Origin of the sequence: Streptomyces sp. Ru62 (assembly GCF_002920615.1) — a bacterium.
GTDB lineage: Bacteria > Actinomycetota > Actinomycetes > Streptomycetales > Streptomycetaceae > Streptomyces.
On the sequence record NZ_PQSU01000001.1, the window covers coordinates 1 to 23809 of the forward strand.

A 23809-nucleotide genomic window follows, 5' to 3' on the forward strand; every position below is an offset into this window, starting at 1 on the left:
TGGTCGCATGAGTCTTGTCGCCAGGAACGAATATGTTGTCCGCGCCATACGGCCCGATGACTGGGAGCGGGTGAAGGAGCTGCGGCTGGACGCCCTGCGGGATCCTGTCGCACACCTCGCGTTTCTGGAGACCTACGAGAACGCTGCGGCCAAGCCCGACTCCTTCTGGCAGGACCGGGCCGTCGCCTCCGGGGAGGGCTCAGCGACCGCCCGGCAGTTCATCGCCGAGACGGGCGACGGGACTTGGGCCGGCTCGGTCACCGTACTCGTCGAAGAGGCTGGGACGAAGGACTGGGCCGGGTATGCGGTGGAGCGGCGGCAGGGGCACGTCGTCGGGGTCTTCGTGCGGCCCGAGCACCGGGGGAACGGACTGATCGAGGCGCTGTTCGAGGCCGGTGTCGCCTGGGCGTGGGAGCGCGCGGCCGAGCGGGTGCGGCTGTTCGTCCATGAGGACAACACGCGGGCGCAGGCGGCGTACCGGAAGATCGGGTTCGTTCCGAGTGGCCTGGTGGTCTCCTTCTCGAAGGACGAGGCGGAGACGGAGTGGGAGTTCGTCCTGGAGCGGCCGGCCTAGACCGGTAGTTCCTGGTGGGGCCAGCGGGAGCGGGCCTGTTCGCGGGAGCGGAGCAGGGCGAGCGTGGGCAGGCCGCGGTCGGTTCCGGTGGCGAGCAGGGTCGGCAGCTCCGGGAACGGGGCCACGGCCGCGATGTCGTCCAGGACCAGGGTGAGTGGTGGGTCGAGCCGACCGGAGGATGACCGTTCGGCCATGCGCCGGCCGCGCTCGACCACGCTGGAGACGAGGGCCGTCAGGAGCGGCATCGCGCCCGGATTGCTCCTCGGGTCCTCGATGGATTCACCGACCACATAAAGCGTGCCCCCTTCTTGGATGAAGGAATCCAAGGCGAGCGCATCATTTCGGTTGGGAGTGCAGGCTTCGCGGATGTTGACCGTGGAGAGGGCCGCGAGGGCCCTGCCGGTCAGTTCCTGGGCGATGTCGCGGCGTTCGGGGTGGGCGGTGAGGGCCGCCTCCAGCTCGCCGGCGGCGCCGGGGGCGGCCTTGGGGTGGGTACGGAGGGTGCGGACCGCCTCCTGGACCTGGGTGCCCTGGGACCAGCGGTGGACGTGGCGGATGGTGCGGTTCTCCAGGGCGGCGGCGTGCAGGTAGCTGCGCAGGAGGGTGGTCGCTGTGTCCGCCACCGCTTGGTCGATCTTGGCGGTGGGACGTACGGGGGCCAGCAGGGCTGTCGCCCTGTGCAGCGCCGTCTGTTTGTCTTCGCAGCCGCTGGTGGGGGACCAGTGGAGGCGGGCCGGGGTGTCGCAGAGGTGGGTGGGGTCGTAGAGGAGGGTGGGGCCCAGTTTCGCCTTCGCGTCCTTCGTGTCCGACCAGAGGGTCGGGTTGGAGGTGACGATGAGGGTGGGGCCGGGGGCGGTCTGGATGGCGTGGGTCGCGGTGGTGTGGCGGCGTTCCCTGGGGGCGATGTGGATTCTTTCCCATCCGCCCACCCGTTCACCGTCGGCCGCGAAGTCGCCCCCTCCCAGCGGCTCAGCCTCCCTACGAGGTGCCGGTACGTCCTGCTGAGGGGCGAGTCCGTGCGCGGCTCCCTCAAGAACAGGTTCCGCGGGCCCGCCGGCCCCAGCCCCCACTGCCCCGGCACTCATCGACCCTGTACCCACCGGTCCCACCGGCGTCGGCCCAGCGGCCGCCGTTCCGGCCGTAACCGTTCCGGCCGCCATCGGCCCAGGCGCCCCCGTTCCGGCCGCCATCGGCCCAGCAGCCCCCGGTCCAGCCCCAGGCGGCCCAGCCCACACCGATCCGCCCCCCGCCAGTCCAGCTTCCCTGTTCCCCGCGTCTCCAGCCGCAGCCCTGCGGGTCCTCCCGGCTCGCCACCGTGCCACCGTTCCCAGGACGAACATCGTGAGGACGAAGAGAATCATCAGTTGGGCTATGAAGAGGCCCCAGAACAGGCCCCAGCCGGAGAGCTGGGACGGTGGGGTGTCCGGCCAGGCGCCGGTGATGTCGTGGGGGCGGCCGATGAGGTGGCGCATGGCCAGGGGCGTGCGGGTGAACGTGACGCCGGTGGGCCAGGCGCCCTGGGCGAACCAGGCCGCCAGGCCCGTGGCCGTCCAGACCAGCACCGTCATGCCGAGGAGGAACGCGAGCATGCCGATCAGCAGGCCGTCGGGGATGCCGCCCTGGCCCTCCCGGCGGCTGTCCCGGCGGTCCTCGCGGCGGTCGTCCGGTCTCACCCTGTGGTCCCCTTACATCTCCTCGCGTCCCCTTGCGCCCGTCTCGCGCGCTCCGGTGTCCCCTTACGCCACCGTCGACTCGGAGTCGCCCACGTGCTGTTCCACGAAGGCCGCGGCACGTTGCTCGGCCTCCAGTTCGGCCGCGCGCAGGGCGTCGTCGGCCGCGAGATCGCTGGAGGACTCGGTCATCGCGCGGTCGGTGAAGACCAGCGGCCGTTCCGTCTCCGTGATCAGGTGTTTGACCACCTGGACGTTGCCGTTGACGTCCCAGACCGCGATGCCGGGCGTGAGCGTGGGGATGATCTCGACCGCCCAGCGGGGGAGGCCGAGGACCCGGCCCGTGGCCCTCGCCTCGTCGGCCTTCTGGGCGTAGATGGTCCTCGTCGACGCCATCTTCAGGATGGCCGCCGCCTCCTTCGCCGCCGCTCCGTCGACGACGTCGGACAGGTGGTGGACCACCGCCACGAAGGAGAGGCCGAGCCGGCGGCCGAACTTCAGCAGCCGCTGGAAGAGCTGGGCCACGAACGGGCTGTTGATGATGTGCCAGGCCTCCTCGACCAGGAAGATGCGCTTCTTCCGGTCGGGGCGGATCCAGGTGTGCTCCAGCCACACGCCGACGATCGCCATGAGGATCGGCATGGCGATGGAGTTGCGGTCGATGTGGGAGAGGTCGAAGACGATCAGCGGGGCGTCCAGGTCGATGCCGACCGTCGTCGGCCCGTCGAACATGCCCCGCAGGTCACCGTCGACCAACCGGTCCAGGACCAGGGCGACGTCGAGGCCCCACGCCCGTACGTCGTCTATGGCGACGTTCATCGCCTCCGCCGACTCCGGCTCGGGGTGCCGTAGCTGCTCCACGATGTCGGACAGGACCGGCTGGCGGTCCACGATGGTCTCGTTGACGTACGAGTGGGCGACCTTCAGGGCGAAGCCGGAGCGCTCGTCCAGGCCGTGGCCCATCGCGACTTCGATGATCGTGCGGAGCAGTGCCAGCTGACCGGTGGTGGTGATCGCCGGATCGAGCGGGTTCAGGCGGATGCCGTGGTCCAGGGCGGCCGTCGGGTCCAGCCGGATCGGCGTTATCCCCAGCTCCTCGGCGATGAGGTTCCATTCGCCGACCCCGTCCTCGCCCTGGGCGTCCAGGACGACGACCTGGCGGTCCCTGAAGCGGAGCTGGCGCAGGACGTAGGTCTTCTCCAGGGCCGACTTGCCGTTGCCGGACTCGCCGAGGACGAGCCAGTGCGGGGCCGGCAACTGCTGGCCGTAGAGCTGGAAGGGGTCGTAGATGTAGCCCTTCCCGGAGTACACCTCGCGGCCGATGATCACGCCGGAGTCGCCGAGGCCGGGCGCGGCCGTGGGCAGGTAGACGGCCTGGGCCTGGCCCGTGGAGGTGCGCACCGGCAGCCGGGTCGTCTCCACCTTCCCGAAGAGGAAGGAGGTGAAGGCCTCGGTGAGGACGGACAGCGGGTCCCGCATCGGCGAATCAGCCCCTACCTTCGGATGCCGGTGGCGAACGGAAGTGTGTTCACGAAGGCGCGGTGGTGCTCTCGGTCGCACCACTCCAGCTTGAGGTACGACTTGCCGGCGGAGGCCCTTATCGTGCGCTTGTCGCGGGCGAGGGCCTCCGGGGAACGGGAGGAGACCGTGATGTAGCCGACCAGGTTGACGCCGGCGGCGCCGCTGGCGAGGTCCTCGCCGCGCTGGTCGAGGCGGTTGTGCGCGGCGATGTCCCGGGGGTCGACGGTGCGGTTCATCTTGGCGGCGCGGGACGCCTCGGCCTCGTCGTTGGTCTTCTCGGTGAGCATCCGCTCGATGGCGACCTCGGTGGGTTCGAGGTCCATGGTGACGGCGACTGTGCGGATGACGTCCGGGGTGTGGACGAGGAGCGGCGCGAGGAAGTTCACGCCGACGGGGGTCATCGGCCACTCCTTCACCCAGGCGGTGGCGTGGCACCAGGGCGCGCGGGTGCTGGACTCGCGGGTCTTGGCCTGGAGGTAGGTGGGCTCCGTGGCGTCCAGCTCGGCCGGCCAGGCGTTGCGCTGGGTCATCGCCTGGATGTGGTCGATGGGGTGGTCGGGGTCGTACATGGAGTGGATGAGGGAGGCCAGCCGCCCCTGACCGAGCGGCTGCCGTACCCGGATGTCGGCCTCCTGGAGCCGCGAGCAGATGTCGGTGAGCTCGCGGGCCATGACGACGGCGAGCCCGGCGTCCCGGTCGACCTTGCCGCCGCGGGCGCGGACGGCGCGGGCCATGGCGTGTGCCTCGGCGGCCAGTTCGCGGGTGTAGTGCATACAGGCGACGAGGTAGGCGCGGTGCTGCTCGCTGCTGGTGGACACCATGGACTGGAGCTGGTCGTACGACTGCTGGAGCCAGCCGGGGGCGCGCGGGTCGCCGCGTTGGCCGACGTCCTTGGCGTGCGCGTCCGGGTCGGCGGGCAGGGTCCGGGCGAGCATCTGCAGGCGCGTGACGAAGCCGTCTCCGTTGGCGACGTGCTTGAGCAGGGTGCCGAAGCGGTCGACCAAAGCCTCCTGGTCCTCCGAGTCGCGCAGGCCGACGCCGGGGCCCTCGATCTCGATGGCGGCGGTGACGGTCTTGCGGTCGGCGTGCAGCAGTACGGCGATCTCGTCCGGCCCGAAGGGCGCGGCGAGCCAGGTGATGCGGCCGATGCCCGGCGGCGGGCCGATCTCGATCTCGCGTCCGTCGAGCCGGGTCCCGGCCTCCATGGCGGTGGAGCGGTAGACGGCGCCCCGTTTGACGGTGCGCTTGTAGCTGCGGTTGATCTCGAACCACTTGTAGAACGTGCGGCGCTTGTACGGCACGTAGACCGCGGCGAGCGCGAGCAGCGGGAAGCCGGTCAGCAGCACGATCCGCAGGGGCAGGACCGGGACGAGGAGGCCGCACATCATGCCGAGGAACGCACCGGCGATGATCAGGGCGATCTCGCCGGACTCACGGTTCCGGCCGACGATCGCGTTCGGCCGGGCGCGGCCGATGAGATACGTACGGCGGGGCGTGACCGGATGGGACAGGTGGGACTCGGTCGTCAACGCCCTTCACCTCCCGAGCGGTTGTTGCGGGTGTTGCTGGCGTGCGGTGTGTTGACCGGGCTGGACGCGCGGGGCGCGGGCGTGGCGGAGGGGACGGCTCCGCCGCCGGTGGGGGTGCGGCTGCTGTGGGCGGCGACGCCGCCGCTGGCCGGGTTGGCCGGGCGGGGAGTGCTGCCGGACGGCCCGCCGGAGGTGTCGGCGCGGGTGCTGTGGGTCTTGATGCCCTGGGCGACGAGGGTGGCCGGGGAGCTGATGACGGCGGCGGCCTTGCTCTCGGCGCCCTGCATGATGCGGTTGCTGCGGGAGCCGGCGAGTTCGTCGCCGAAGCCGGGGACGAAGCGGTAGATCATCGCGCTGGCGAAGATGGCCAGCAGGATGATGGCGAGGCCGGAGACGACGGCGGAGAAAGCGTCGGGGCCGCTGTCGCCGGAGAGGGCACCGGCCAGGCCGAGGACGATCACGATGACCGGCTTGACGAGGATGACGGCGATCATGATGCCGGCCCAGCGGCGGACGTGGCCCCAGAGGTTCTTGTCGACCAGGCCGGCGTAGACGACGGTGCCGAGGAGGGCGCCGACGTAGAGCAGGGCGGCGCGGATGACGAGCTCCAGCCAGAGGACGCCGGCGGCGAGGATGCTGACCAGGGACACCACGATCAGCATGATGGGGCCGCCGCCGATGTCGTTGCCCTTCTTCAGGGCGCCGGAGAAGGTGCCGAAGAAGGTGTCGGCCTGGTCGCCGGTGGCTTTCGCGAGGACGTCCGTGACGCCGTCCGTCGCCGATACGACGGTGTACAGGATCAGGGGGGTGAAGGCGGAGGCCAGCACGGTGAGCCAGAGGAAGCCGACGGCTTCCGAGATGGCGGTGGTGAGGGGGACGCCGCGGACGGCTCGCTTGGCGACGGCCAGGAGCCAGAGCAGGAGCGTGAGGATCGTGGAGGCGGCGAAGACGACGGCGTACTGCTTCAGGAACGCCTGATTGGTGAAGTCGACGTTGGCGGTCTCCTTCACGGCGTCACTGAGCTTCCCGATGGTCCAGGCGGCGGCGTCGGCACAGCCCTTGGCCAGGGAGGCGAGGGGGTCGAGGGTGTCGGTGAGGGGGTTGCTGGGGGTGCCGACGGAGGAGCCGCCGGAGGGGTCACCGGACTCGCAGAACTTCCGGGCAGGAGGCGCGAGCAGGGAGCAGTCGGCGCTCTTGCTAGGAGTGGGTGTGGGGGACGGTGCCGCCACGGCTCGCGCGGCCAGGAGCACGGTGGCGGCCTGTACGGCGCCCACCAGACCTGCGAGCTTGAGGACGCGCTGCGGGCTACCGGGCATATGTGAACCCTCCGAACTCCTTGACCGCCTTGCCGATCTCATCGGCACCAGAGACGGGGTTGTCTCCGGTGATCGGGGTGGGGCCCGTCTTCTGGCTGGTCTCCAGCACCTTCCAGTCGCTGCCGTCCCACTTCAGCTTGAAGGTGACGGTCGACCAGCCACTGGTCACAGGGTTGTTCGAGCCTTCACCAGCCACGCCGAAGAGCGTGTTGCACCACACGTCGACGGTTGCCGCCTCGCCGCTGTAGGACGTCGTCTTCGTGCCGGCCGGCAGGGTGCGGTCGACGAAGGTGACGTCCTTGGGAACGCTGCCGTCGGCGTTGAGGCCGATGTTCTTGAGGAAGTCGGCCGAGTAATTGGCGTCGAAAACCGACTGGAGTCGGCTCACGGTGCTCGGGTCGGCCACTGCCTCGATGATGCTGTGCCTGTTGGCTGTGTCGACCATGCCGTCGGACCACAGAACCACCGCATAATTCGCCGCCGCGCTCTGCGCCCCCTGGGCTGTATGGGCGAAGCCCGAGGGGATGGTGCCGGTCTTTGTTTCGACCGGGCGGGTACCTGAGGGGGCGGTGGGGGCCGTTTGTGGCTTGGTGGCCTTTCCTGACGCCTCGTCAGCAGATGTGTCTCCTCCCCGATTCGCGAAGGCGATGGCGGCGATGAGGAGGACTACTACGCCTACCACCGTGACCAGGCTGCGGGAGGAGGAGCGGTGGGGGCGGCGGGGGGCGCCGCCGTAGGGGTCGGGGTCGGGGAGGCGGGTGCGGGTGTGGCCCGTCTCGGGGTAGTCGTAGCCCTGTTCGTCTCCGGGACTCATACCGTGTGCGCTCCCTCACCCTCGTAGGCATACGACGGTAGCCGTGCTGGTTCCCGCGGGGGCGCGGTGTGGTGACTCGACATCAGGGGGACGCAACCTCAGCCGGTGGGCACGACGGGTGGGTGGGGTGGAGGGGACGGGCTAGACCGCCATGCCGTACACGATCGTGAACAGTGTGCCGAGGGATCCGATGATGAACACCCCGGTGAGCCCGGCGATGATGAGGCCCTTGCCCTGTTCGGCGCTGAAGGTGTCCCGGAGGGCCGTGGCGCCGATGCGCTGCTTCGCCGCGCCCCACACCGCGATGCCGAGGCAGAGGAGGATGGCCACGGCCATGACCACCTCGATCATCACCTTGGCCTCGTTGCCCAGGCTGCCGAAGGGGCCCCAGTCCGGAGCGATCCCGCCGATGATGGTGTTGATGTCTCCCTTGTCGGCCGCAAAGAGCATGTAAGTCACCGCCCCTGGTGGGTAGTTCCGTGAGTGCCCCTGCGGTGTGCAGAGGTCAGGCCTCATTGTCGCCGACAACGTCGCCAACGTATGTCGACTTGACGTCATTGACTGGCGGGTTTCGTACGAATAGCCCGATCGGTCACTCTGTGTATCACGGCAGGTCACGCTGGGCAACGAGGTCGGAGTGGAACCGGTCGGGTGACGCGTCGTGTCGATGTTCTCACGGGGGGACGGGAAAACGGGCACGGCTGGTTGCCGTGGCCCGCCCCTCCGTGGTGGGTGCTCGGCCGGTGAAGGTGCCGGTGCGCCGCCGAAGGTGTACCAGCCGGCGGTGACGCCCGAAACCGGGTACTTGGCGCAGCCGGTGTCGGTCTGTCAGGTGGGCTTGGCGTCGCAGGAGGAGCAGCCGGAGCCGGTGCCCTCGGTGCGCCGACAGCGGTGACGTACCTCGGAGGCGATGAGGGCGACAGGGACTTCTCCTCGGCCCATCCGCTGTCGTGCTCAGCCGCTGTCGTGCGCAGTCGCCGTGGCGGAGGCGGCCGGAGCGGCGGTCAGCGCGGGCGCAGGCCGTGCAGGAGCAGGTGGACGTGGGTGTCCAGGCCGGCCAGGGTCTCCTCCGCGTCGAGCGCGCAGCCGGCGATCAGGGCGGCCAGGCCGTGCAGGCCGGCGGCGGCGACCGTGGTGAGGCGTTCGGGGTCGCCCTGGACGATCTCGCCCTGTTCCTGGGCGTCCGCGACCAGCCGGGTGAAGGTGCCGAGGGAGCGGTCGACGGCCGCCGCGAGCTGGGCGGAGCTGTCGGGGTCGTGCTTGCGCGCGAACATCAGCTCCAGCAGCTCGGGGTTGTCGACGGCGAAGCCGAGATAGGCGCGGGCGAGGCCGGTGATCCGCTCCTCGAAGGGCCGGTCCGGGCGGTCGGCGGTGGCCAGGGCCTGGTTCAGGCGCTCGTATCCGTCCAGCGCCAGGGCGTCGAGCAGGGCCTGCTTGTCCCTGAAGTGCCGGCCGGGGGCGGCGTGGCTCACGCCGACGTCCCGGGCCAGTTCGCGCAGCGAGAGCGCGCCGACCCCCTTGTCGCGCAGAGTGCGCTCGGCGCTCTTGAGCAGGGCGGCGCGCAGGTCTCCGTGGTGGTAGGGGCGGGGTGCGGACATGCGCATCATCGTATCTCGATGTTGTCATCGTCATCTTTGTTGACGACGCCATCTTTGTTGTCATTGACAGCATTGTTGGCGCTGCCTACATTGTGGCCATGGCTGATACGACCGAAGCGCGCGGCAAGCGCGGCAAGTGGAACGCGACCCGTCTCCCCGATCTGACCGGCCGTACGGCCGTCGTCACCGGCGCCAACAGCGGCATCGGCCTCACCGCCGCACGGGCGCTGGCCGGCGCCGGGGCGCATGTGGTGCTCGCGGTGCGGGACCTCGCCCGGGGCGGTGCCGCGGCGGCACGGGTGGCCGGCAGCACCGAGGTGCGCCGGCTGGACCTGGCGGACCTCGACTCGGTGCGGGAGTTCGCCGCCGGCTGGGACCGCCCGCTGGATCTGCTGATCAACAACGCGGGCGTGATGATGGTGCCGGAACAGCGCACCAAGCAGGGCTTCGAGCTGCAGTTCGGCACCAACCACCTGGGGCACTTCGCGCTGACCACCCTGCTGCTGCCCCGGATCACCGACCGGGTGGTGACCGTGGCGTCCGGCGCGCACCGCATGGGCGACCGGATGATCCACTTCGAGAACGTGAACCTGCGCGGTAACTACAGCCCCGCGCGCGCCTACGCCCAGTCGAAGCTGGCCAACCTGCTCTTCACCCTGGAGCTCCAGCGGCGCCTGACGGAGGCCGGGTCGGCCGTACGGGCCCTGGCGGCGCATCCCGGCTGGGCGGCGACCAACCTCCAGAGCCACACCGCCAACCCGTTCGCCCGGCTGTTCATGCGGGTCGGCAACCGGTTCCTCGCCCAGGACGACGAGGCGGGCGCCCTGCCCACCCTCTACGCGGCCACCCAGAACCTGCCCGGCGCGTCCTACGTCGGCCCCGACGGTCCCGTCGAGATGCGCGGTGCCCCGGCCCTGGTCGGCCGCAGTGCGGCGGCGAGCGATCCGGCCGCGGCCCGGCGGCTGTGGACGCTCTCGGAGGAGCTGACGGGCGTTCGGTGGCCGCTCACGGCGACGGTGCGGTGACCGGGTGACGGCCGAGTGGGCGGTGGCGGAGCGGGCGGGATCGACATCCTGACGGTGGGCTGACAGCGACGTTCTGACCGCCGTCGGCGGGGAACGGGAGGTTTCACAGGAAAATCTCAGCGAAGCCGGAACGGGATTCTCACCTTCGTCGTACAGAGTGGGGCCTGATGAAGCGCACCTCACGCATCTCGGTCACCTCACGGCCCGCGTTGCTCGGCGCTGTGGTGCTGCTGGCGGTGACGTCGGCCTCCGTGGCCGCCGCGGACGACGGGCGGGGGCCCCTCGGGGTCACCGCCGACACCGTCGCGACCCGGCACAGCGCGCGTGTGGGCGCGCTGTTCGACGCGGGCCGGGCGGGCAGGCTCGCCGGCGGCCACTTCTGCACCGCCTCCGTGGTGCACAGCCCTCGCGGCGATCTGATCGTCACCGCGGCGCACTGCGTGGCCGGCGCCGACGGCGATCTGGTGTTCGTGCCGGGCTACCGGGACGGGCGGGCGCCGTACGGGGTGTGGAAGGTGACGCGGTGGTTCCTGCCGGACGGGTGGGCCAAGGGACAGGACGAGGACAGCGACGTCGCCTTCGCCGCCGTCGCCGCGCGGCACGGTGAGCGACTGGAGGACGTGGCCGGCGCCAACCGGTTCACGACCGGGGCGGCCACCGGCGCCACCGCGGTCACCGTCACCGGCTACCCCGACTCCCGCGAGGTGCCCATCAGCTGCACCAACAGGCCGGTCCCGCACAGCCGTACCCAACAGCGCATCGACTGCCCGGACTTCACCAGCGGCACCAGCGGCAGCCCCTGGGTCAACGGTGACGGCCAGGTCGTCGGCGTGCTCGGCGGCCATGAGCAGGGCGGCTCGACGGCGGACACGTCGTACAGCGTGGTCCTGGGGAGTGAGGCGGCGGAGCTCTACCGGGACGCCACGGCCGGTCGCTGAGCGGCCCAGCCGGGACCCTGAGGGAGCGTCACCTGCGCGTCGCCACCTGTGAAATGACGCCACTTCGCGCACAAATGGCCTTGAACCGCGCCCGCATGGGGGAAAGTTGAACCGTGCGGAAGGTATGGGTGATCGGTGGGGCGGCCGTCGGGCTCGGCATGGGCTTCGTCATGCTGCTCGTCGTCGGGGTCTATCTCGTGGCCGGGAACCTGGTGGGCGGGGTGACCTCGGGGGGCAGGGGGCTGGCCAAGGGCGCGGTTCCGGCCGCCTACAAGTCGCTGGTGCAGAAGTGGGGCAACCTGTGCCCGGCGCTCAGTCCCGCGCTGCTCGCCGCGCAGCTCTACCAGGAGAGCGGCTGGAACCCGACCGTCGTGAGCCCGGCGGACGCCCGCGGGATCGCGCAGTTCATCCCGAGCACCTGGGCGACCCACGGGATCGACGGCGACGGGGACGGCAAGCGGGACATCTGGGATCCGGACGACGCGATCCCGTCGGCCGCCTCGTACGACTGCGAGCTGGCGAAGTACGTGAAAGACGTGCCGGGGAACGTCTCCGACAACATGCTCGCCGCCTACAACGCGGGCGCCTACCGCGTCATCCGGGCGGGTGGCGTTCCGGCCATCAGCGAGACGCAGAACTACGTCCAGCGGATCCGCAGCCTGGAGAAGAGCTTCGCCGCGCCGGTCACCCGGATCGACCCCACCCGGCAGGCCGCCGGCGCCATCGCCTTCGCGCAGAGCAAGCTCGGCACGCCGTACCTGTGGGGCGGCAACGGCACCGCCGACCAGGGCGGGCGCTTCGACTGCTCGGGGCTGACCAAGGCCGCGTACGAGAAGGTCGGGATCACCCTGCCGCGCGTGGCCAACGACCAGTACAACGCCGGGCCGCACCCCTCGCGGGACCAGTTGCTCCCGGGTGACCTGGTGTTCTTCTCCGACGACCTCACCGACTCCCGGGCCATCCGGCACGTCGGCATCTACGTCGGCGGCGGATACATGATCGACGCCCCGCGCACGAACGCCGTCATCCGCTTCGACCCCATCGACACCCCCGACTACTTCGGTGCCACCCGGGTCACCGAAGATGGCGCAAAAGCACTCCCCACGACGGTGTGAACCGAGCGTGAACCCACCCCCTGAGCTGGGGCGATGAGTCTCTCTTCGATAACGTCTGCGTGATCATTCAGTGGAGAGTGGAACGTATAGGCGGTGGGCATGCGTTCCTGTTGACGTAGCCGAGCGGACGTCAGTGCGGGAGTGCAGCGGAAGCGGATCTACGAACCACGGGGGGCAGGAGCGACGCACACGAGGTGCGTCCGGGAAGACGACGAAGGGGCCGCAGCACGATGGCTGTACTCGCCGAATCCGGATCGAACCCCGACGTCGACCTGCTCTACGACATCAACGGCCTGGCCAAGGACGCGCCGCACTGGTTCGACCGGGTCATGGAGTTCGTCGGTGAGTACGGACTGCTGCTCGCCATGGTGCTGCTGATCCTGTGGTGCTGGTGGTCCGTGCGGCGCCGGGGCGGCGAGGAGGCCGCGCCCTCGGTGGCCGCGCTGGTGTGGGCGCCGCTCGCGGCCGGCCTCGCGGTGCTGGTGAACGTGCCGATACGGGGTTTCGTGGAGCGCCCCCGCCCGTTCGTGGACCACCGGGGCCTGGACGTCCTCGTCTCCGGCAAGACCGACTTCTCCTTCGTCAGCGACCACGCGACGATCACCATGGCGCTCGGCGTGGGGCTCTTCGTCGCCCACCGCCGCTTCGGCCTCGCCGGCATCGGCCTGGCCCTGCTGGAGGGCTTCTGCCGCGTCTACATGGGCGTGCACTACCCGACGGACGTCGTCGGCGGCTTCGCCCTCGGTACGGCGGTCGTCCTGCTGCTGTCCCCGCCGGCCACGGCCCTGCTCACCCCGCTGATGCGGGCCGTGGAGCGCTCGCCGCGCGCCGGGTGGCTCGTGCGCCGGCGGTCCGCGGCGGCCGGCGACCGGGGCAACACCCTGCTGCCCGGCGCCCGCACCCCCCTGGAGACCGAGGAACGGGACCTGGCGGCCTAGCCGCCTCCCCGGGGGGCCCGTCACGTCGGCGGCCTGGCCGGCCGCCTCCCCGACGGCCGCCGGCGGGTCGGGCCCGCCCGCTACAGACCCTGCGGGGAGGCGAAGAACCGCTGTGGGTCGTACTGCTGCTTCACCTTGGCGAGCCGGGCCGCCGCGTCCCCGTAGTACGCCTTCCTCCAGTCCTTCAGCGTCGGGTCGGTGTAGTTCTGGTAGGCGGCGCCCGAGGCGTACGGCTGCATCGCCCGGTGCGCCGAGGTCAGCCAGGACTGGGCGGTGGAGCCGGAGGCCCCCGCGCCCCAGGAGGCGATGTACTGGGCCAGCATCCGCGAGCGGCGGTGGACGAAGGCCGTCGCGGTCGGGGAGACCCGGTTGACCGCGCCGCCGAGCGCGGTGAACGCGATGCTGCCCGCGCCGCCCCGCACGGCGGCGATCTGCCGCAGCACCGTCTGGATGCCGGCCGCGGACAGCGAGCGGTCGAAGAAGTCGGAGCGGGCCGCGTACGTCTCGCGGCCCAGCCTGCCCTGCGGGGAGCGGCCCGGGGTGGAGCCGGGCAGATGGCACTGGGCGTCGGTGGAGAAGGAGGAGCAGCCGGCGTAGATCTCCATGGCCTCCTCGTAGCCCCGGCGGCGCAGGGAGACGGAGGAGGCGTCGGCGCCCGCCAGGTGGGCGAGGCGGTCCACGGCGTTCTGGAGCTCGCCGTAGGTGCCGAGGGAGAAGCAGGCCACCGAGATGGCCGGGGTGCGGCCCGGGGAGCACGACAGGTGCAGCGAGGACCAGATCTCGTCGGGCTGGCTGGGGCCCCACTCCTGCCACGCCTTCAGCACTTTCGCGGCCCTGGACCACGGCCAGGTCAGGTAGGCGGTCACGGCCTGCGGTGCGGCATGGGTGCGGAACTGCAGCTCGGTGACGACGCCGAAGTTGCCGTTGCCGGCGCCGCGCAGGGCCCAGAACAGGTCCTTGTTGGTGCTCGCGTTCGCCGTGAGCAGTTTGCCGTCCGCGGTGATCAGGGTGGCCTGGGTGAGGCTGTCGCAGGTCAGGCCGTAGGCGCGGGAGGCCACGCCGTGGCCGCCGCCGAGCACCAGGCCGGAGACGCCGACGGTGGGGCAGGAGCCCGCCGGAATGGTCACGCCCTTCGCGGCCAGCGCGCGGTAGACGTCGATCAGCTTGGCGCCGGCGCCGACGACGGCCTGGCCGCCGCTCGCCCGGACCCGGTTCAGCCGGGACACGTCGACGATCAGCCGGTTGTCGCCGGAGGAGTAGCCGGCGTAGGAGTGGCCGCCGTTGCGTATGGACACCTTCACGCCGTGCGCGTGGGCGTAGGCGAGGGTGGTGCGGATGTCGGCGGTGTGGGCGACATAGGCCACCGCAGCGGGCTTCAGCCCGTCGAAGCGGGTGTTGTACAGCTGGTGGGCGGTCTTCCAGCTCGCGTCGCCGGGCCGCACCAGGGTGCCGTCCAGGTCACGGGCGAGGGCCGCCCAGTTCGCGGCGGCGGTCGCGCTGGCGGTCCTGACGTCCGTCAGCGAGGAGGGGCGCGACGGCGTACCGGGGTGGTCCGCCGCAGGGGCGGACGAGCCTCCGCCCGCACCGCACGCGGCTAGTGCGGTCGTCGCCAGGGCGGCCGCGCCGCCCGAGATGAACGTACGCCGTTCCATGTCCGTCGCCTTTCCTCGGCTGTCGTGGAACGAGACGACGCGCCGCACCGAGGGGTTCCCCCGGCCGGGTGACGAACATCGAAGGCACGTTCGCGCAACCCGGTCGTCGGAACCTTCGCGTGCTCTCCCCGTGAGCATTCCGTGACCTCACCAGGCCGACGGCAGGGGTTCACCCCTCGTTCACTTCCGGCCATCGGCGGCTTCACCTGATCTGCCTAATTTCGGCCTTACCGGGTGCCGAGTGCGGCCATGAACGCCCTCACGCACCTCTATGACCTCGCGCGCCGCCGACAGCGGCGGCTCCTGGAAGGAACTCCCGAAAGTGAAGCTTCAGCGCAAGAACCGGCTGCGCGCCCTTTCTCTCGGTGCTGTCGCCGTCACCGGCGCCCTGGCCCTGACGGCGTGCGGCTCCGACGACAACGGCGACGGCGGCAGTGCGTCGGGCAACCCGTCCACGTCCGCCAAGGCCAGCTCGATCAAGTGCGACGACGCCAAGGGTCAGCTGCTCGCAGACGGCTCCTCCGCGCAGAAGAACGCGATCGACGCCTGGGTGAAGAACTTCTCCCAGGCGTGCGGTGTGCAGATCAACTACAAGGGCGGCGGCTCCGGCGCCGGTGTCACCGCGTTCACGCAGGGCCAGGTCGCCTTCGCCGGTTCCGACTCGGCGCTGAAGCCCGAAGAGGTCACCGCCTCCAAGCAGGTCTGCAAGGGCGGCCAGGGCATCGACCTGCCGATGGTCGGCGGCCCGATCGCCCTCGGCTACAACGTCCCGGGTGTCGACAACCTGGTCCTGGACGCCCCGACCCTCGCCAAGATCTTCGACAGCAAGATCACCAAGTGGAACGACCCGGCGATCGCCGCCCTGAACAAGGGCGTGAAGCTCCCCGACCTGAAGATCCAGGCGTTCCACCGCTCGGACGAGTCCGGCACCACGGACAACTTCACCAAGTACCTGATCGCCACCACCCCGGACAACTGGAAGTACTCCGGCGGCAAGGCCTGGCAGGCCAAGGGCGGCCAGTCCGCTCCGCAGTCCGCGGGCGTGGCCCAGCAGGTGAAGCAGACCTCCGGTGCCATCGGCTACTTCGAGCTGTCCTACGTCAAGGACGGCCTCAAGGCCGTGTCCATCGACACCGGCGCCAGCAAGCCGGTCGCGCCCAGCTCCGAGAGCGCCACCGCCGACATCGCCGCCGCCAAGGTCGTCGGCACCGGCAAGGACCTCTCCCTGAAGCTGGACTACAAGACCAAGGCCGAGGGCGCCTACCCGATCACCCTGGTCACCTACGAGATCGTGTGTGACAAGGGCAACAAGGCGGACACCCTGCCCGCCACCAAGGCCTTCCTGCGCTACATCGCCGGCGAGGACGGCCAGAAGATCCTCCCGAGCATCGGCTACGCGCCCGTGCCCGCCGACATCATCTCCAAGGTCCGCACGACCATCGAGGGCCTGAGCTGACCTGATCCGAGAGTGCGGCCCGGTACCCGACAGGGCCGGGCCGCACCGTCCGGTGCACCGCCGCCATGAGCCGCCGCCCCCTCGCGGGCACGGCTCCGCAGACCGGAGAACCCGATGGACATATCGACGACAACCGACGTACCTCCCCCCGCCTCGCAGCCCACGATCGCCGAACAGAAGCGCGCGGCCCGTGGCGCCACCCGCCCCGGTGACCGCATCTTCCTCGGCCTGTCCCGAGGCTCCGGCATCCTGCTGCTGGCGATCATGGCCGCCATCGCGGTCTTCCTCACCTACCGCGCCGCCCTCGCGATCAGCAAGGACCACGCGAACTTCCTGACCACGTTCGAGTGGAACACCAACGTCCTCGAACCGAAGTTCGGCATCGCGGTCCTGGTCTTCGGCACGATCGTCTCCTCGGTCGTCGCCATGGTCATCGCGGTCCCGGTCGCGGTCGCCATCGCGCTGTTCATCACGCACTACGCCCCGCGCCGCATGTCCGGCCCGGTCGCCTACGTGATCGACCTCCTCGCCGCCGTGCCGTCCATCGTGTACGGCCTGTGGGGCGCCCTCGTGCTCGTCCCGCACATGAACGGCCTGTTCGGCTGGCTCGACGAGTTCTTCGGCTGGACCGGCGTCTTCTCCTGGGACCAGGGCGCGCCGCGCTCGATGCTCACCGTCGGCATCCTGCTCGCGATCATGATCCTGCCGATCATCACCAACGTGAGCCGCGAGGTCTTCCGCCAGGTCCCGCAGATGCACGAGGAGGCGGCCCTGGCCCTCGGCGCAACGCGCTGGGAGGTCATCCGCATGTCGGTGCTGCCCTTCGGCCGCTCCGGCGTGATCTCCGCCTCCATGCTCGGCCTCGGCCGCGCGCTCGGCGAGACGATGGCCGTCGCCACCGTGCTCTCGCCGTCCTTCGACATCCAGGCCAGCCTCCTCAACCCGGGTGGCGGCACCTTCGCCCAGAACATCGCCAGCAAGTTCAGCGAGGCGAACGAGTTCGGCCGGGACGCGCTCATCGCCTCCGGTCTGGTCCTGTTCGTGATCACCCTGCTGGTCAACGGCGCGGCCCGGCTGATCATCGCCCGTCGCGCGGAGTACTCGGGGGCCAACGCATGAGCACCGCAGCCGTCACCGACAAGCGGCCCAGCACGCTGCGGGCCGCGAGCCTGCCCCGGTGGACGCCGTGGGCCATCGCCGCCGGCTCCCTCGTCCTGGGCATCGGCATCAGCCTGGCCGCCGGCCTCGACAGCCAGATCCAGTGGGGTCTGATCGCCGCCGTCCTCTTCGTCCTCGGCACCTTCGGCATCGCCGCGCGGGTCGAGGGCCGCCGCCAGGCCAAGGACCGCGTCGCCACCAGCCTCGTCTGGGTGGCCTTCCTGCTCGCCGTGGTGCCGCTGGTCTCCCTGATCTGGGTGACCGCCGCGCGCGGTGTGAAGGTCCTCGACGTCTACTTCCTGACCCACTCGATGGGGGTCGTCGCCGACACCGAGCCCGGCGGGGGCATCTACCACGCCATCATCGGCAGCCTGGAGCAGGTCGGCCTCGCCACCCTCATCGGCGCCCCGATCGGCGTGCTCACCGCGATCTACCTCGTCGAGTACGGCCGTGGCCGGCTCGCCAAGGCCGTCACGTTCTTCGTCGACGTCATGACGGGCATCCCGTCGATCGTCGCGGGCCTGTTCATCCTCAGCCTGATGCTCATCTTCGAGATGCAGCCGTTCGGCTTCGCCGGCTCGCTGGCCCTGGCCATCCTGATGATGCCGGTCGTCGTCCGCTCCACCGAGGAGATGCTCAAGCTCGTCCCGAACGAGCTGCGCGAGGCGTCCCTGGCGCTCGGCGTGCCCAAGTGGCGGACCATCCTGAAGGTGGTCCTGCCGACCTCCATCGGAGGCATCACGACCGGCATCATGCTGGCGGTCGCCCGTATCGCCGGCGAGACCGCGCCGGTGCTGCTGCTGGTGTTCGGCAACCCGTTCATCAACAACAACCCCTTCGAGGGCGCGCAGGCGTCGCTGCCGCTGTACATCTACCAGCAGTTCGCCAACAGCGCTGGCTCCGGTGCGGCCTACGACCGCGCGTGGGCGGCGTCCCTCACGCTGATCGCCTTCGTGATGATCCTCAACCTGGTGGCCCGCGGCATCGCCCGCTGGAAGGCTCCCAAGACCGGTCGCTGAGGCGACTACTTCCGGCTCCGCCGAGCGGGGCCACACAGCGACCGAGCTTGAATTTTCTGGAAGTGAAGCAGACATGGCCAAGCGAATCGACGTAAGCGGCCTCACCGCCTTCTACGGCTCCCACAAGGCGATCGAGGACATCTCGATGACCGTGGAGCCGCGGTCGGTGACGGCGTTCATCGGCCCCTCCGGCTGCGGCAAGTCGACGTTCCTGCGCACGCTGAACCGCATGCACGAGGTCACCCCCGGCGGCCGCGTCGAGGGCAAGGTGCTCCTGGACGACGAGGACCTGTACGGCAGCGGGGTCGACCCGGTGTCCGTCCGCCGTGAGGTGGGCATGGTCTTCCAGCGTCCGAACCCGTTCCCCACGATGTCGATCTTCGACAACGTGGCCGCGGGCCTGCGGCTGAACGGCAACTACAAGAAGTCGGAACTGAACGACATCGTCGAGAAGTCCCTCAAGGGCGCGAACCTCTGGAACGAGGTGAAGGACCGCCTGAACAAGCCGGGCTCCGGTCTGTCCGGTGGTCAGCAGCAGCGTCTGTGCATCGCCCGTGCCATCGCGGTCGAGCCGAAGGTGCTCCTCATGGACGAGCCCTGCTCCGCCCTGGACCCGATCTCCACCCTCGCCATCGAGGACCTGATCGGTGAGCTGAAGGAGCGGTTCACGATCGTCATCGTGACGCACAACATGCAGCAGGCGGCCCGAGTCTCGGACCGTACGGCGTTCTTCAACCTCGCGGCGGTCGGACAGCCCGGCCGGCTGATCGAGATCGACGACACGGAGCGGATCTTCTCCAACCCGTCGGTCCAGGCCACGGAGGACTACATCTCCGGCCGCTTCGGCTGATCCCACGATCCCCTCGCGGTGCTGCATGGCGGTGCCACCGCGAGGACGCAAAGGGCCCGCCCCTGGCTCCCGGGGGCGGGCCCACTGCGTTGTCACTGCGTTCGGCTTCGGGGCCGGGGGTCTTCGGGGCTTCGCCCCTCGCCCCGGTGCTTCCCACCCGCCCACCGGACTCGGTCCGGCTGGAGGGCGGGAGTGAGGCGGGGTTCGGCTCGGTCGGCCGGGACCGGGTGGGCCCGGTTACAGCGCCACCAGCTTGACCACCCCGAAGGCCAGGGCGGCGACCAGGGCCGCTGCCGGCATCGTGATGAACCAGCCGAGGATGATGTTCTTGGCCACGCCCCAGCGGACGGCGTTGACGCGCTTGGTCGCGCCCACGCCCATGATGGCCGACGTGATGACGTGGGTCGTGGAGATCGGCGCCTTGAAGAGGAACGCCGTGGTGAACATGATCGACGCGCCGGTCGTCTCGGCGGCGAAGCCCTGCGGCGGGTCCAGCTCGATGATCTTGCGACCCAGCGTGCGCATGATCCGCCAGCCGCCCGCGTAGGTGCCGAGGGACAGCATGATCGCGCAGACGATCTTCACCCAGACCGGGATCGGGTCGCCGTACGTCTCATGGCCGGAAATCACCAGTGCCATGACGACGACGCCCATCGTCTTCTGGGCGTCCTGGAGACCGTGGCCCAGCGCCATGCCGGCCGCCGAGACGGTCTGGGCTATGCGGAAGCCGCGCTTGGCCTTGTGCGGGTTGGCCCTGCGGAAGATCCACAGGATCGCCGTCATGACCAGGTAGCCGACGATCAGGCCCACGACCGGGGACACGAACATCGGGATGATGACCTTGTCGACCACCCCGTGCCAGATCACCGTCGTACCGCCCGCCAGCGCCGCGCCCACCAGGCCGCCGAACAGGGCGTGCGAGGAGGAGGACGGCAGGCCGAAGTACCAGGTGACCAGGTTCCAGACGATCGCGCCGAGCAGGGCCGCGAAGAGGATCCCCATGCCGGTCGAGCCCTGGGGCGTCTCGATCAGGCCCTCGCTGACCGTCTTGGCGACGCCGGAGCCCAGGAAGGCACCGGCGAGGTTCATCACGGCCGCCATGGCGAGGGCCGCACGCGGGGTCAGCGCCCGCGTCGACACCGACGTCGCGATGGCGTTCGCCGAGTCGTGGAAACCGTTGGTGTACGTGAAGAAGAGCGCGACCGCGATGGTCACGACCAGGGCGAAGGTGTCCATCGACGCCTCAGGACTCCTTGACGGCGATGGTCTCCACCGTGTTCGCCACGTGCTCGAACGCGTCCGCCGCCTCTTCCAGGACGTCCACGATCTGCTTGAGCTTCAGCACCTCGATCGCGTCGTACTTGCCGTTGAAGAGGTGGGCGAGCAGCTTGCGGTGGATCTGGTCGGCCTGGTTCTCCAGCCGGTTGACCTCGATCCAGTACTCGGTGAGGTTGTCCATGGTGCGGAGGTTCGGCATGGCCTCCGCGGTCAGCTCGGCCGCCCTGGCCAGAACCTCGATCTGCTGCTCGACGCCCTTCGGCAGTTCCTCGACGTTGTAGAGGACGACCAGGTCGACCGCCTCCTCCATGAAGTCCATGATGTCGTCCAGGGAACCGGCGAGGGCGTAGATGTCCTCCCGGTCGAACGGCGTGATGAACGAGGAGTTCAGCTGGTGGAAGATCGCGTGCGTGGCGTCGTCACCTGCGTGTTCGGCGGCCCGCATACGCTCTGCGATCTCGGCCCGGGCGGAGGAGTCCGCCCCGAGCAGTTCCATCAGGAGTTTCGAGCCGGTGACGATGTTGTCCGCGGACGCGGCGAACATGTCGTAGAAGCTCGTCTCCCTGGGGGTCAGACGAAAGCGCACGTGGGGTCCTCGGGGTGCTTCGGTTTCGGTCAGGCTGATGCTAGGCGCATCATCCGGCCACGGCTAATGGGCCGCATCCCAGTGTCGCCCATCGAGCACAGTGGTCAGCACGGGGGCGTACGAAGGGCCGTCTACCCCGGAAAGTTCGTTACCATATACCCAGTAGGGGTATGTGTCCCTTTTGTCCCTGACTCGTCCCGAGACGGAGGCCCGCGATGACGACGACCGAGGCCGGCGCCACGCACGGCTACCACAAGCAGAAGGACGAGCACCTCAAGCGGCTGCGCCGGATCGAGGGCCAGATCCGCGGCTTGCAGCGGATGGTGGAGGAGGACACGTACTGCATCGACATACTCACGCAGGTCTCCGCCTCCACGAAGGCCCTGCAGTCCTTCGCGCTCCAGCTGCTGGAGGAGCACCTGCGGCACTGCGTCGCGGACGCGGCCGTCAAGGGCGGTGACGCGATCGACGCCAAGGTGGACGAGGCGACGAAGGCGATCGGCCGGCTGCTGCGCAGCTGAGCGGATCAGGCCGCGTTCCGCTCCTCGGCGACCCGCAGCACCTCGTCGATGCTCTCCAGGCTGAGCCGGTCCTCGGCGGCGGAGGCCGCGATGATCAGCTCTCCGCACAGCTCGATCTCGGCGAGGGCCACGTGGTCCTGAACCGCCGTGCCGCCGACCGCAGCCACCCGCCTCACCTCTTCTCGGACGTCACCGCTCCCTAGAGTAGGCAGCGCTCTACACACCGCGCATGGCACGGACGGGCTACTTACGGGGTGGCGACCCGGACTAGTGACTGGCCGGTTTCAGGCCCCGCCGCCGGTCCCGCCCTCCTCGGCGATCCGGCCCGCGTAGATGTCCTCCGGGGCCGGCAGCCGTACGTCGGCGGGGGTGCCGAAGTCGTACAGCAGCAGGGTGGAGGCGACCGCCACGGTGGCCTTCTGGCGGCCGTTGACGAAGCTGAAGCGCTGCCGCAGCTTGCGGATGCGGCCCTGGTCGTCCAGGTACGCGTCGAACGGCACCTCGGCCGTGGCGAAGCCTTTCGCCGCCGCCGCCAGGGCCGCCCTGTTCGCGGCGGAGGCGTACCGGGCCGCGCGGCGCAGGTCGGCGGTGCCCCGGTAGTGCCGCACCGCCGTCCCGGCGACCTCGGTCCGGCCGACGAGGACCGCCTCCCGCGTGCCGCGCAGCACCTCGGCCGCCGCGTACGGGTCGGTCGCGCCGCCGGTGACCAGATTGCCGTCGGACAGCGTCGCGGTCTCCACCCGCACCCACTTGTCGGCGGGCACGCCCGCGCCCCGGTTCTTCATGAACAGCGCACCCGGGGCGAGGAGTTCGGTGATGGGCCGGTGTCGGGAGGCGCCCGTCGGGTCCTCGGGCAGCACCACCGTGAGCCGGCCGAGGCGGCGCCGGTAGTCGTAGACGCCCTTGCCGCGGATGGTGACCCGGGTGCCGCCGGTGGCCATCTCCATGGAGGTGCCCGCTTTGGAACTGCCCGCGTCCCGCAGCGCGTCGGCGGCCCGGTGCAGGGTGGCGACGGGGTCGCCCGCGCCTTTGACGTCCTCGGCGGCGGCCCCGCTGCCGGAACAGCCCGTGGCGCCCGTCCCGAGGGCGAGGAGGACACCCGCCGCGACGACCGCGCCGCCCGCGCGCCTGTGCTGCCGCCGATCCATCGCCTGCCTACCCCCAGCCGGAGTGTCCGTCACGGGCCCCCTGTCGTCCGGATAACGACGGCTCGGGGGCGCCGTCACGCGCCGCCGGGAGCGGCGGCGGGGGCGCGCCGGGGCGAGGGGAGCGGGACCGGCGCCGGTGGGGCGAGAGGGAAGCCGCGGGGGCGCGACTGGCGCCGATGAGGGCGAGTGCGGCACGGGTGAGGGTGGGTGGCGCCGACGGGGGGAGTCCGGAGCCACGGGCGAGTACGGCGCCGGCGGGGGTGGGCCCGGCGCCGGTGAGGGCGAAAGTGAAGCCGCGGGGGCGAGACTGGCGCCGGGGGCGGGTGCGGCGCCGGTGAGGGTGGGGTGGCGCCGACGGGGGCGAGTACGGCGGCAACAGGGGCGAGTCCCCCGGTGACGGGGATGCGGCCGACGCCGGCAGGAGTCGGGCGGACCGGTGCCGTCGGGTGGCAGACCAACTCTTCGCCCAGGTCTGGGTACCTTTGACGGTGTGGCAGTCACCGCGGTACCGGAGGACGGGTCGGAACGCGCCCGGTCCGGGCAGGAGCACCTCACGACGACGACCGAGCAGGGCCCCTTCTGCGTGGCCAGATGCAGTTGCGGCTGGCGCGGCCCCGCCCGCCGGGCCCGCAGCCAGGCCCGTACGGACGCGGAGGGGCACATGACGGGCCTCTGACCGTCAGCGGCGCTCCAGGGCCCGCAGGAGCGCGTCCACCAGGTCCCCGTCGCGCGGCTGGGTCAGCCGGGCCCGGGCCGCCGCCGGGGCCAGCCAGAGGATGCGGTCCACCTCGGCGTTCGGCGTGAAGTGGCCGGAAACCGCCTCCGCGGCCCAGTACCGCACCCGCTTCGGGCGGCCGTTGGCCGAATAGTGCAGGGTCGGCAGCTCGCCGCCCGGCTCCGCGGTGTACCCGGTCTCCTCCGCGACCTCGCGCAGCGCGCCGGCGAGCGGGTCCTCGCCCCGCTTCAGCTTGCCCTTGGGGTGGGACCAGTCGTCGTACTTCGGCCGGTGGACGAGACAGATCTCCAGGTCGCCGGAGGCCGGGGAGCGGCGCCACAGCACACAGCCGGCCGCCTGGACCACGGTGTCGTTCACACCGCCTCCT

The 23809-nt window shown here is 70.6% G+C and carries 24 protein-coding genes; 11 read left to right on the forward strand and 13 right to left on the reverse strand.

Annotated elements, in window-relative coordinates:
• Window positions 1-7 precede the first annotated feature (7 nt).
• Entirely contained in the window at window positions 8-574 is a 567-nt protein-coding gene (locus tag C3492_RS00005; protein ID WP_258055440.1) for a GNAT family N-acetyltransferase, read from the forward strand.
• On the opposite strand, the gene C3492_RS00010 is transcribed toward C3492_RS00005, so the two are convergent.
• The 7 genes from C3492_RS00010 to C3492_RS00040 form a co-directional block, all read right to left on the reverse strand.
• Window positions 571-2247: a type IV secretory system conjugative DNA transfer family protein gene (locus tag C3492_RS00010; protein ID WP_103809623.1), complete on the reverse strand. Its 1677-nt coding sequence runs from the start codon at window positions 2245-2247 to the stop codon at window positions 571-573. The genes C3492_RS00005 and C3492_RS00010 overlap by 4 nt on opposite strands.
• Before the next feature lie 63 nt (window positions 2248-2310).
• Window positions 2311-3723 (reverse strand): ATP-binding protein, encoded by a 1413-nt coding sequence (locus C3492_RS00015; RefSeq protein ID WP_103809624.1) that lies wholly within the window; start codon window positions 3721-3723, stop codon window positions 2311-2313.
• 14 nt (window positions 3724-3737) lie between these two features.
• Window positions 3738-5294, reverse strand: a complete 1557-nt coding sequence (locus tag C3492_RS00020) for an SCO6880 family protein (RefSeq protein ID WP_103809625.1) — start codon at window positions 5292-5294, stop codon at window positions 3738-3740.
• A complete protein-coding gene (locus C3492_RS00025; RefSeq protein WP_103809626.1) occupies window positions 5291-6610 on the reverse strand; it encodes a hypothetical protein in 1320 nt (439 codons plus the stop codon). Before C3492_RS00025 ends, C3492_RS00020 begins: the two co-directional genes overlap by 4 nt.
• Entirely contained in the window at window positions 6600-7424 is an 825-nt protein-coding gene (locus tag C3492_RS00030) for a hypothetical protein (RefSeq protein WP_103809627.1), read from the reverse strand. Before C3492_RS00030 ends, C3492_RS00025 begins: the two co-directional genes overlap by 11 nt.
• A 141-nt stretch (window positions 7425-7565) precedes the next feature.
• Window positions 7566-7874 (reverse strand): hypothetical protein, encoded by a 309-nt coding sequence (locus C3492_RS00035; protein WP_014673544.1) that lies wholly within the window; start codon window positions 7872-7874, stop codon window positions 7566-7568.
• Window positions 7875-8428: 554 nt separating this feature from the next.
• Window positions 8429-9031, reverse strand: coding sequence for a TetR/AcrR family transcriptional regulator (locus tag C3492_RS00040; RefSeq protein WP_103809628.1), 603 nt, complete (start codon window positions 9029-9031; stop codon window positions 8429-8431).
• Window positions 9032-9120: 89 nt separating this feature from the next.
• Between C3492_RS00040 and C3492_RS00045 the strand changes: the two genes are divergently transcribed.
• The 4 genes from C3492_RS00045 (at window position 9121) to C3492_RS00060 (ending at window position 13038) form a co-directional block, all read left to right on the forward strand.
• On the forward strand, window positions 9121-10047 hold the full coding sequence (locus C3492_RS00045; RefSeq protein ID WP_103809629.1) for an oxidoreductase: 927 nt from the start codon (window positions 9121-9123) through the stop codon (window positions 10045-10047).
• Window positions 10048-10214: 167 nt separating this feature from the next.
• On the forward strand, window positions 10215-10985 hold the full coding sequence (locus C3492_RS00050; protein WP_103809630.1) for a serine protease: 771 nt from the start codon (window positions 10215-10217) through the stop codon (window positions 10983-10985).
• A 113-nt stretch (window positions 10986-11098) separates the two neighbouring features.
• Window positions 11099-12100 (forward strand): bifunctional lytic transglycosylase/C40 family peptidase, encoded by a 1002-nt coding sequence (locus tag C3492_RS00055; RefSeq protein ID WP_103809631.1) that lies wholly within the window; start codon window positions 11099-11101, stop codon window positions 12098-12100.
• A gap of 230 nt (window positions 12101-12330) precedes the next feature.
• The gene (locus C3492_RS00060) at window positions 12331-13038 is read left to right on the forward strand and encodes a phosphatase PAP2 family protein (protein WP_103809632.1); all 708 of its coding nucleotides are present in this window, start codon (window positions 12331-12333) and stop codon (window positions 13036-13038) included.
• A gap of 80 nt (window positions 13039-13118) precedes the next feature.
• On the opposite strand, the gene C3492_RS00065 is transcribed toward C3492_RS00060, so the two are convergent.
• Entirely contained in the window at window positions 13119-14690 is a 1572-nt protein-coding gene (locus C3492_RS00065) for an FAD-binding oxidoreductase (protein WP_103809633.1), read from the reverse strand.
• A 322-nt stretch (window positions 14691-15012) separates the two neighbouring features.
• On the opposite strand from C3492_RS00065, the gene pstS reads away from it, so the two are divergent.
• From pstS to pstB, 4 genes are all read left to right on the forward strand, one after another.
• Entirely contained in the window at window positions 15013-16146 is a 1134-nt protein-coding gene (gene pstS, locus C3492_RS00070; protein WP_181140107.1) for a phosphate ABC transporter substrate-binding protein PstS, read from the forward strand.
• A 114-nt stretch (window positions 16147-16260) separates the two neighbouring features.
• Window positions 16261-17265, forward strand: a complete 1005-nt coding sequence (gene pstC, locus C3492_RS00075; protein ID WP_103809635.1) for a phosphate ABC transporter permease subunit PstC — start codon at window positions 16261-16263, stop codon at window positions 17263-17265.
• A complete protein-coding gene (gene pstA, locus C3492_RS00080) occupies window positions 17262-18323 on the forward strand; it encodes a phosphate ABC transporter permease PstA (RefSeq protein ID WP_103809636.1) in 1062 nt (353 codons plus the stop codon). The genes pstC and pstA overlap by 4 nt, the downstream gene beginning before the upstream one ends.
• Before the next feature lie 73 nt (window positions 18324-18396).
• Complete coding sequence (gene pstB, locus C3492_RS00085) at window positions 18397-19173, forward strand: phosphate ABC transporter ATP-binding protein PstB (RefSeq protein ID WP_103809637.1); 777 nt, start codon at window positions 18397-18399, stop codon at window positions 19171-19173.
• Window positions 19174-19410: 237 nt separating this feature from the next.
• Here the strand turns inward: pstB and C3492_RS00090 are convergent, their stop codons facing one another.
• Window positions 19411-20409, reverse strand: coding sequence for an inorganic phosphate transporter (locus tag C3492_RS00090; RefSeq protein WP_103809638.1), 999 nt, complete (start codon window positions 20407-20409; stop codon window positions 19411-19413).
• Between the two features lie 7 nt (window positions 20410-20416).
• Window positions 20417-21037: a DUF47 domain-containing protein gene (locus tag C3492_RS00095; protein ID WP_015493282.1), complete on the reverse strand. Its 621-nt coding sequence runs from the start codon at window positions 21035-21037 to the stop codon at window positions 20417-20419.
• A 215-nt stretch (window positions 21038-21252) separates the two neighbouring features.
• On the opposite strand from C3492_RS00095, the gene C3492_RS00100 reads away from it, so the two are divergent.
• The gene (locus C3492_RS00100) at window positions 21253-21558 is read left to right on the forward strand and encodes a metal-sensitive transcriptional regulator (RefSeq protein ID WP_103809639.1); all 306 of its coding nucleotides are present in this window, start codon (window positions 21253-21255) and stop codon (window positions 21556-21558) included.
• A 5-nt stretch (window positions 21559-21563) separates the two neighbouring features.
• Here C3492_RS00100 and C3492_RS44410 read toward each other — a convergent pair whose 3' ends face one another.
• The gene (locus C3492_RS44410) at window positions 21564-21725 is read right to left on the reverse strand and encodes a hypothetical protein (protein ID WP_014673530.1); all 162 of its coding nucleotides are present in this window, start codon (window positions 21723-21725) and stop codon (window positions 21564-21566) included.
• Window positions 21726-21842: 117 nt separating this feature from the next.
• The gene (locus C3492_RS00105; protein WP_103809640.1) at window positions 21843-22706 is read right to left on the reverse strand and encodes a hypothetical protein; all 864 of its coding nucleotides are present in this window, start codon (window positions 22704-22706) and stop codon (window positions 21843-21845) included.
• A 490-nt stretch (window positions 22707-23196) separates the two neighbouring features.
• Here C3492_RS00105 and C3492_RS00110 point away from each other — a divergent pair, with 490 nt between their 5' ends.
• Window positions 23197-23382 (forward strand): hypothetical protein, encoded by a 186-nt coding sequence (locus C3492_RS00110; RefSeq protein ID WP_103809641.1) that lies wholly within the window; start codon window positions 23197-23199, stop codon window positions 23380-23382.
• Between the two features lie 3 nt (window positions 23383-23385).
• Here the strand turns inward: C3492_RS00110 and C3492_RS00115 are convergent, their stop codons facing one another.
• Entirely contained in the window at window positions 23386-23799 is a 414-nt protein-coding gene (locus C3492_RS00115; RefSeq protein ID WP_103809642.1) for an NUDIX hydrolase, read from the reverse strand.
• Window positions 23800-23809: the final 10 nt, after the last annotated feature.

Bases quoted from the DNA above. Each gene is read 5' to 3' on its own strand.
- C3492_RS00005 (WP_258055440.1), top strand. From the start codon at position 8: ATGAGTCTTGTCGCCAGGAACGAATATGTTGTCCGCGCCATACGGCCC.
- C3492_RS00015 (WP_103809624.1), bottom strand. From the start codon at position 3,723: ATGCGGGACCCGCTGTCCGTCCTCACCGAGGCCTTCACCTCCTTCCTC.
- C3492_RS00025 (WP_103809626.1), bottom strand. From the start codon at position 6,610: ATGCCCGGTAGCCCGCAGCGCGTCCTCAAGCTCGCAGGTCTGGTGGGC.
- C3492_RS00030 (WP_103809627.1), bottom strand. From the start codon at position 7,424: ATGAGTCCCGGAGACGAACAGGGCTACGACTACCCCGAGACGGGCCAC.
- C3492_RS00035 (WP_014673544.1), bottom strand. From the start codon at position 7,874: ATGCTCTTTGCGGCCGACAAGGGAGACATCAACACCATCATCGGCGGG.
- C3492_RS00040 (WP_103809628.1), bottom strand. From the start codon at position 9,031: ATGATGCGCATGTCCGCACCCCGCCCCTACCACCACGGAGACCTGCGC.
- C3492_RS00045 (WP_103809629.1), top strand. From the start codon at position 9,121: ATGGCTGATACGACCGAAGCGCGCGGCAAGCGCGGCAAGTGGAACGCG.
- C3492_RS00050 (WP_103809630.1), top strand. From the start codon at position 10,215: ATGAAGCGCACCTCACGCATCTCGGTCACCTCACGGCCCGCGTTGCTC.
- C3492_RS00060 (WP_103809632.1), top strand. From the start codon at position 12,331: ATGGCTGTACTCGCCGAATCCGGATCGAACCCCGACGTCGACCTGCTC.
- C3492_RS00065 (WP_103809633.1), bottom strand. From the start codon at position 14,690: ATGGAACGGCGTACGTTCATCTCGGGCGGCGCGGCCGCCCTGGCGACG.
- pstC (WP_103809635.1), top strand. From the start codon at position 16,261: ATGGACATATCGACGACAACCGACGTACCTCCCCCCGCCTCGCAGCCC.
- pstA (WP_103809636.1), top strand. From the start codon at position 17,262: ATGAGCACCGCAGCCGTCACCGACAAGCGGCCCAGCACGCTGCGGGCC.
- pstB (WP_103809637.1), top strand. From the start codon at position 18,397: ATGGCCAAGCGAATCGACGTAAGCGGCCTCACCGCCTTCTACGGCTCC.
- C3492_RS00090 (WP_103809638.1), bottom strand. From the start codon at position 20,409: ATGGACACCTTCGCCCTGGTCGTGACCATCGCGGTCGCGCTCTTCTTC.
- C3492_RS00100 (WP_103809639.1), top strand. From the start codon at position 21,253: ATGACGACGACCGAGGCCGGCGCCACGCACGGCTACCACAAGCAGAAG.
- C3492_RS00105 (WP_103809640.1), bottom strand. From the start codon at position 22,706: ATGGATCGGCGGCAGCACAGGCGCGCGGGCGGCGCGGTCGTCGCGGCG.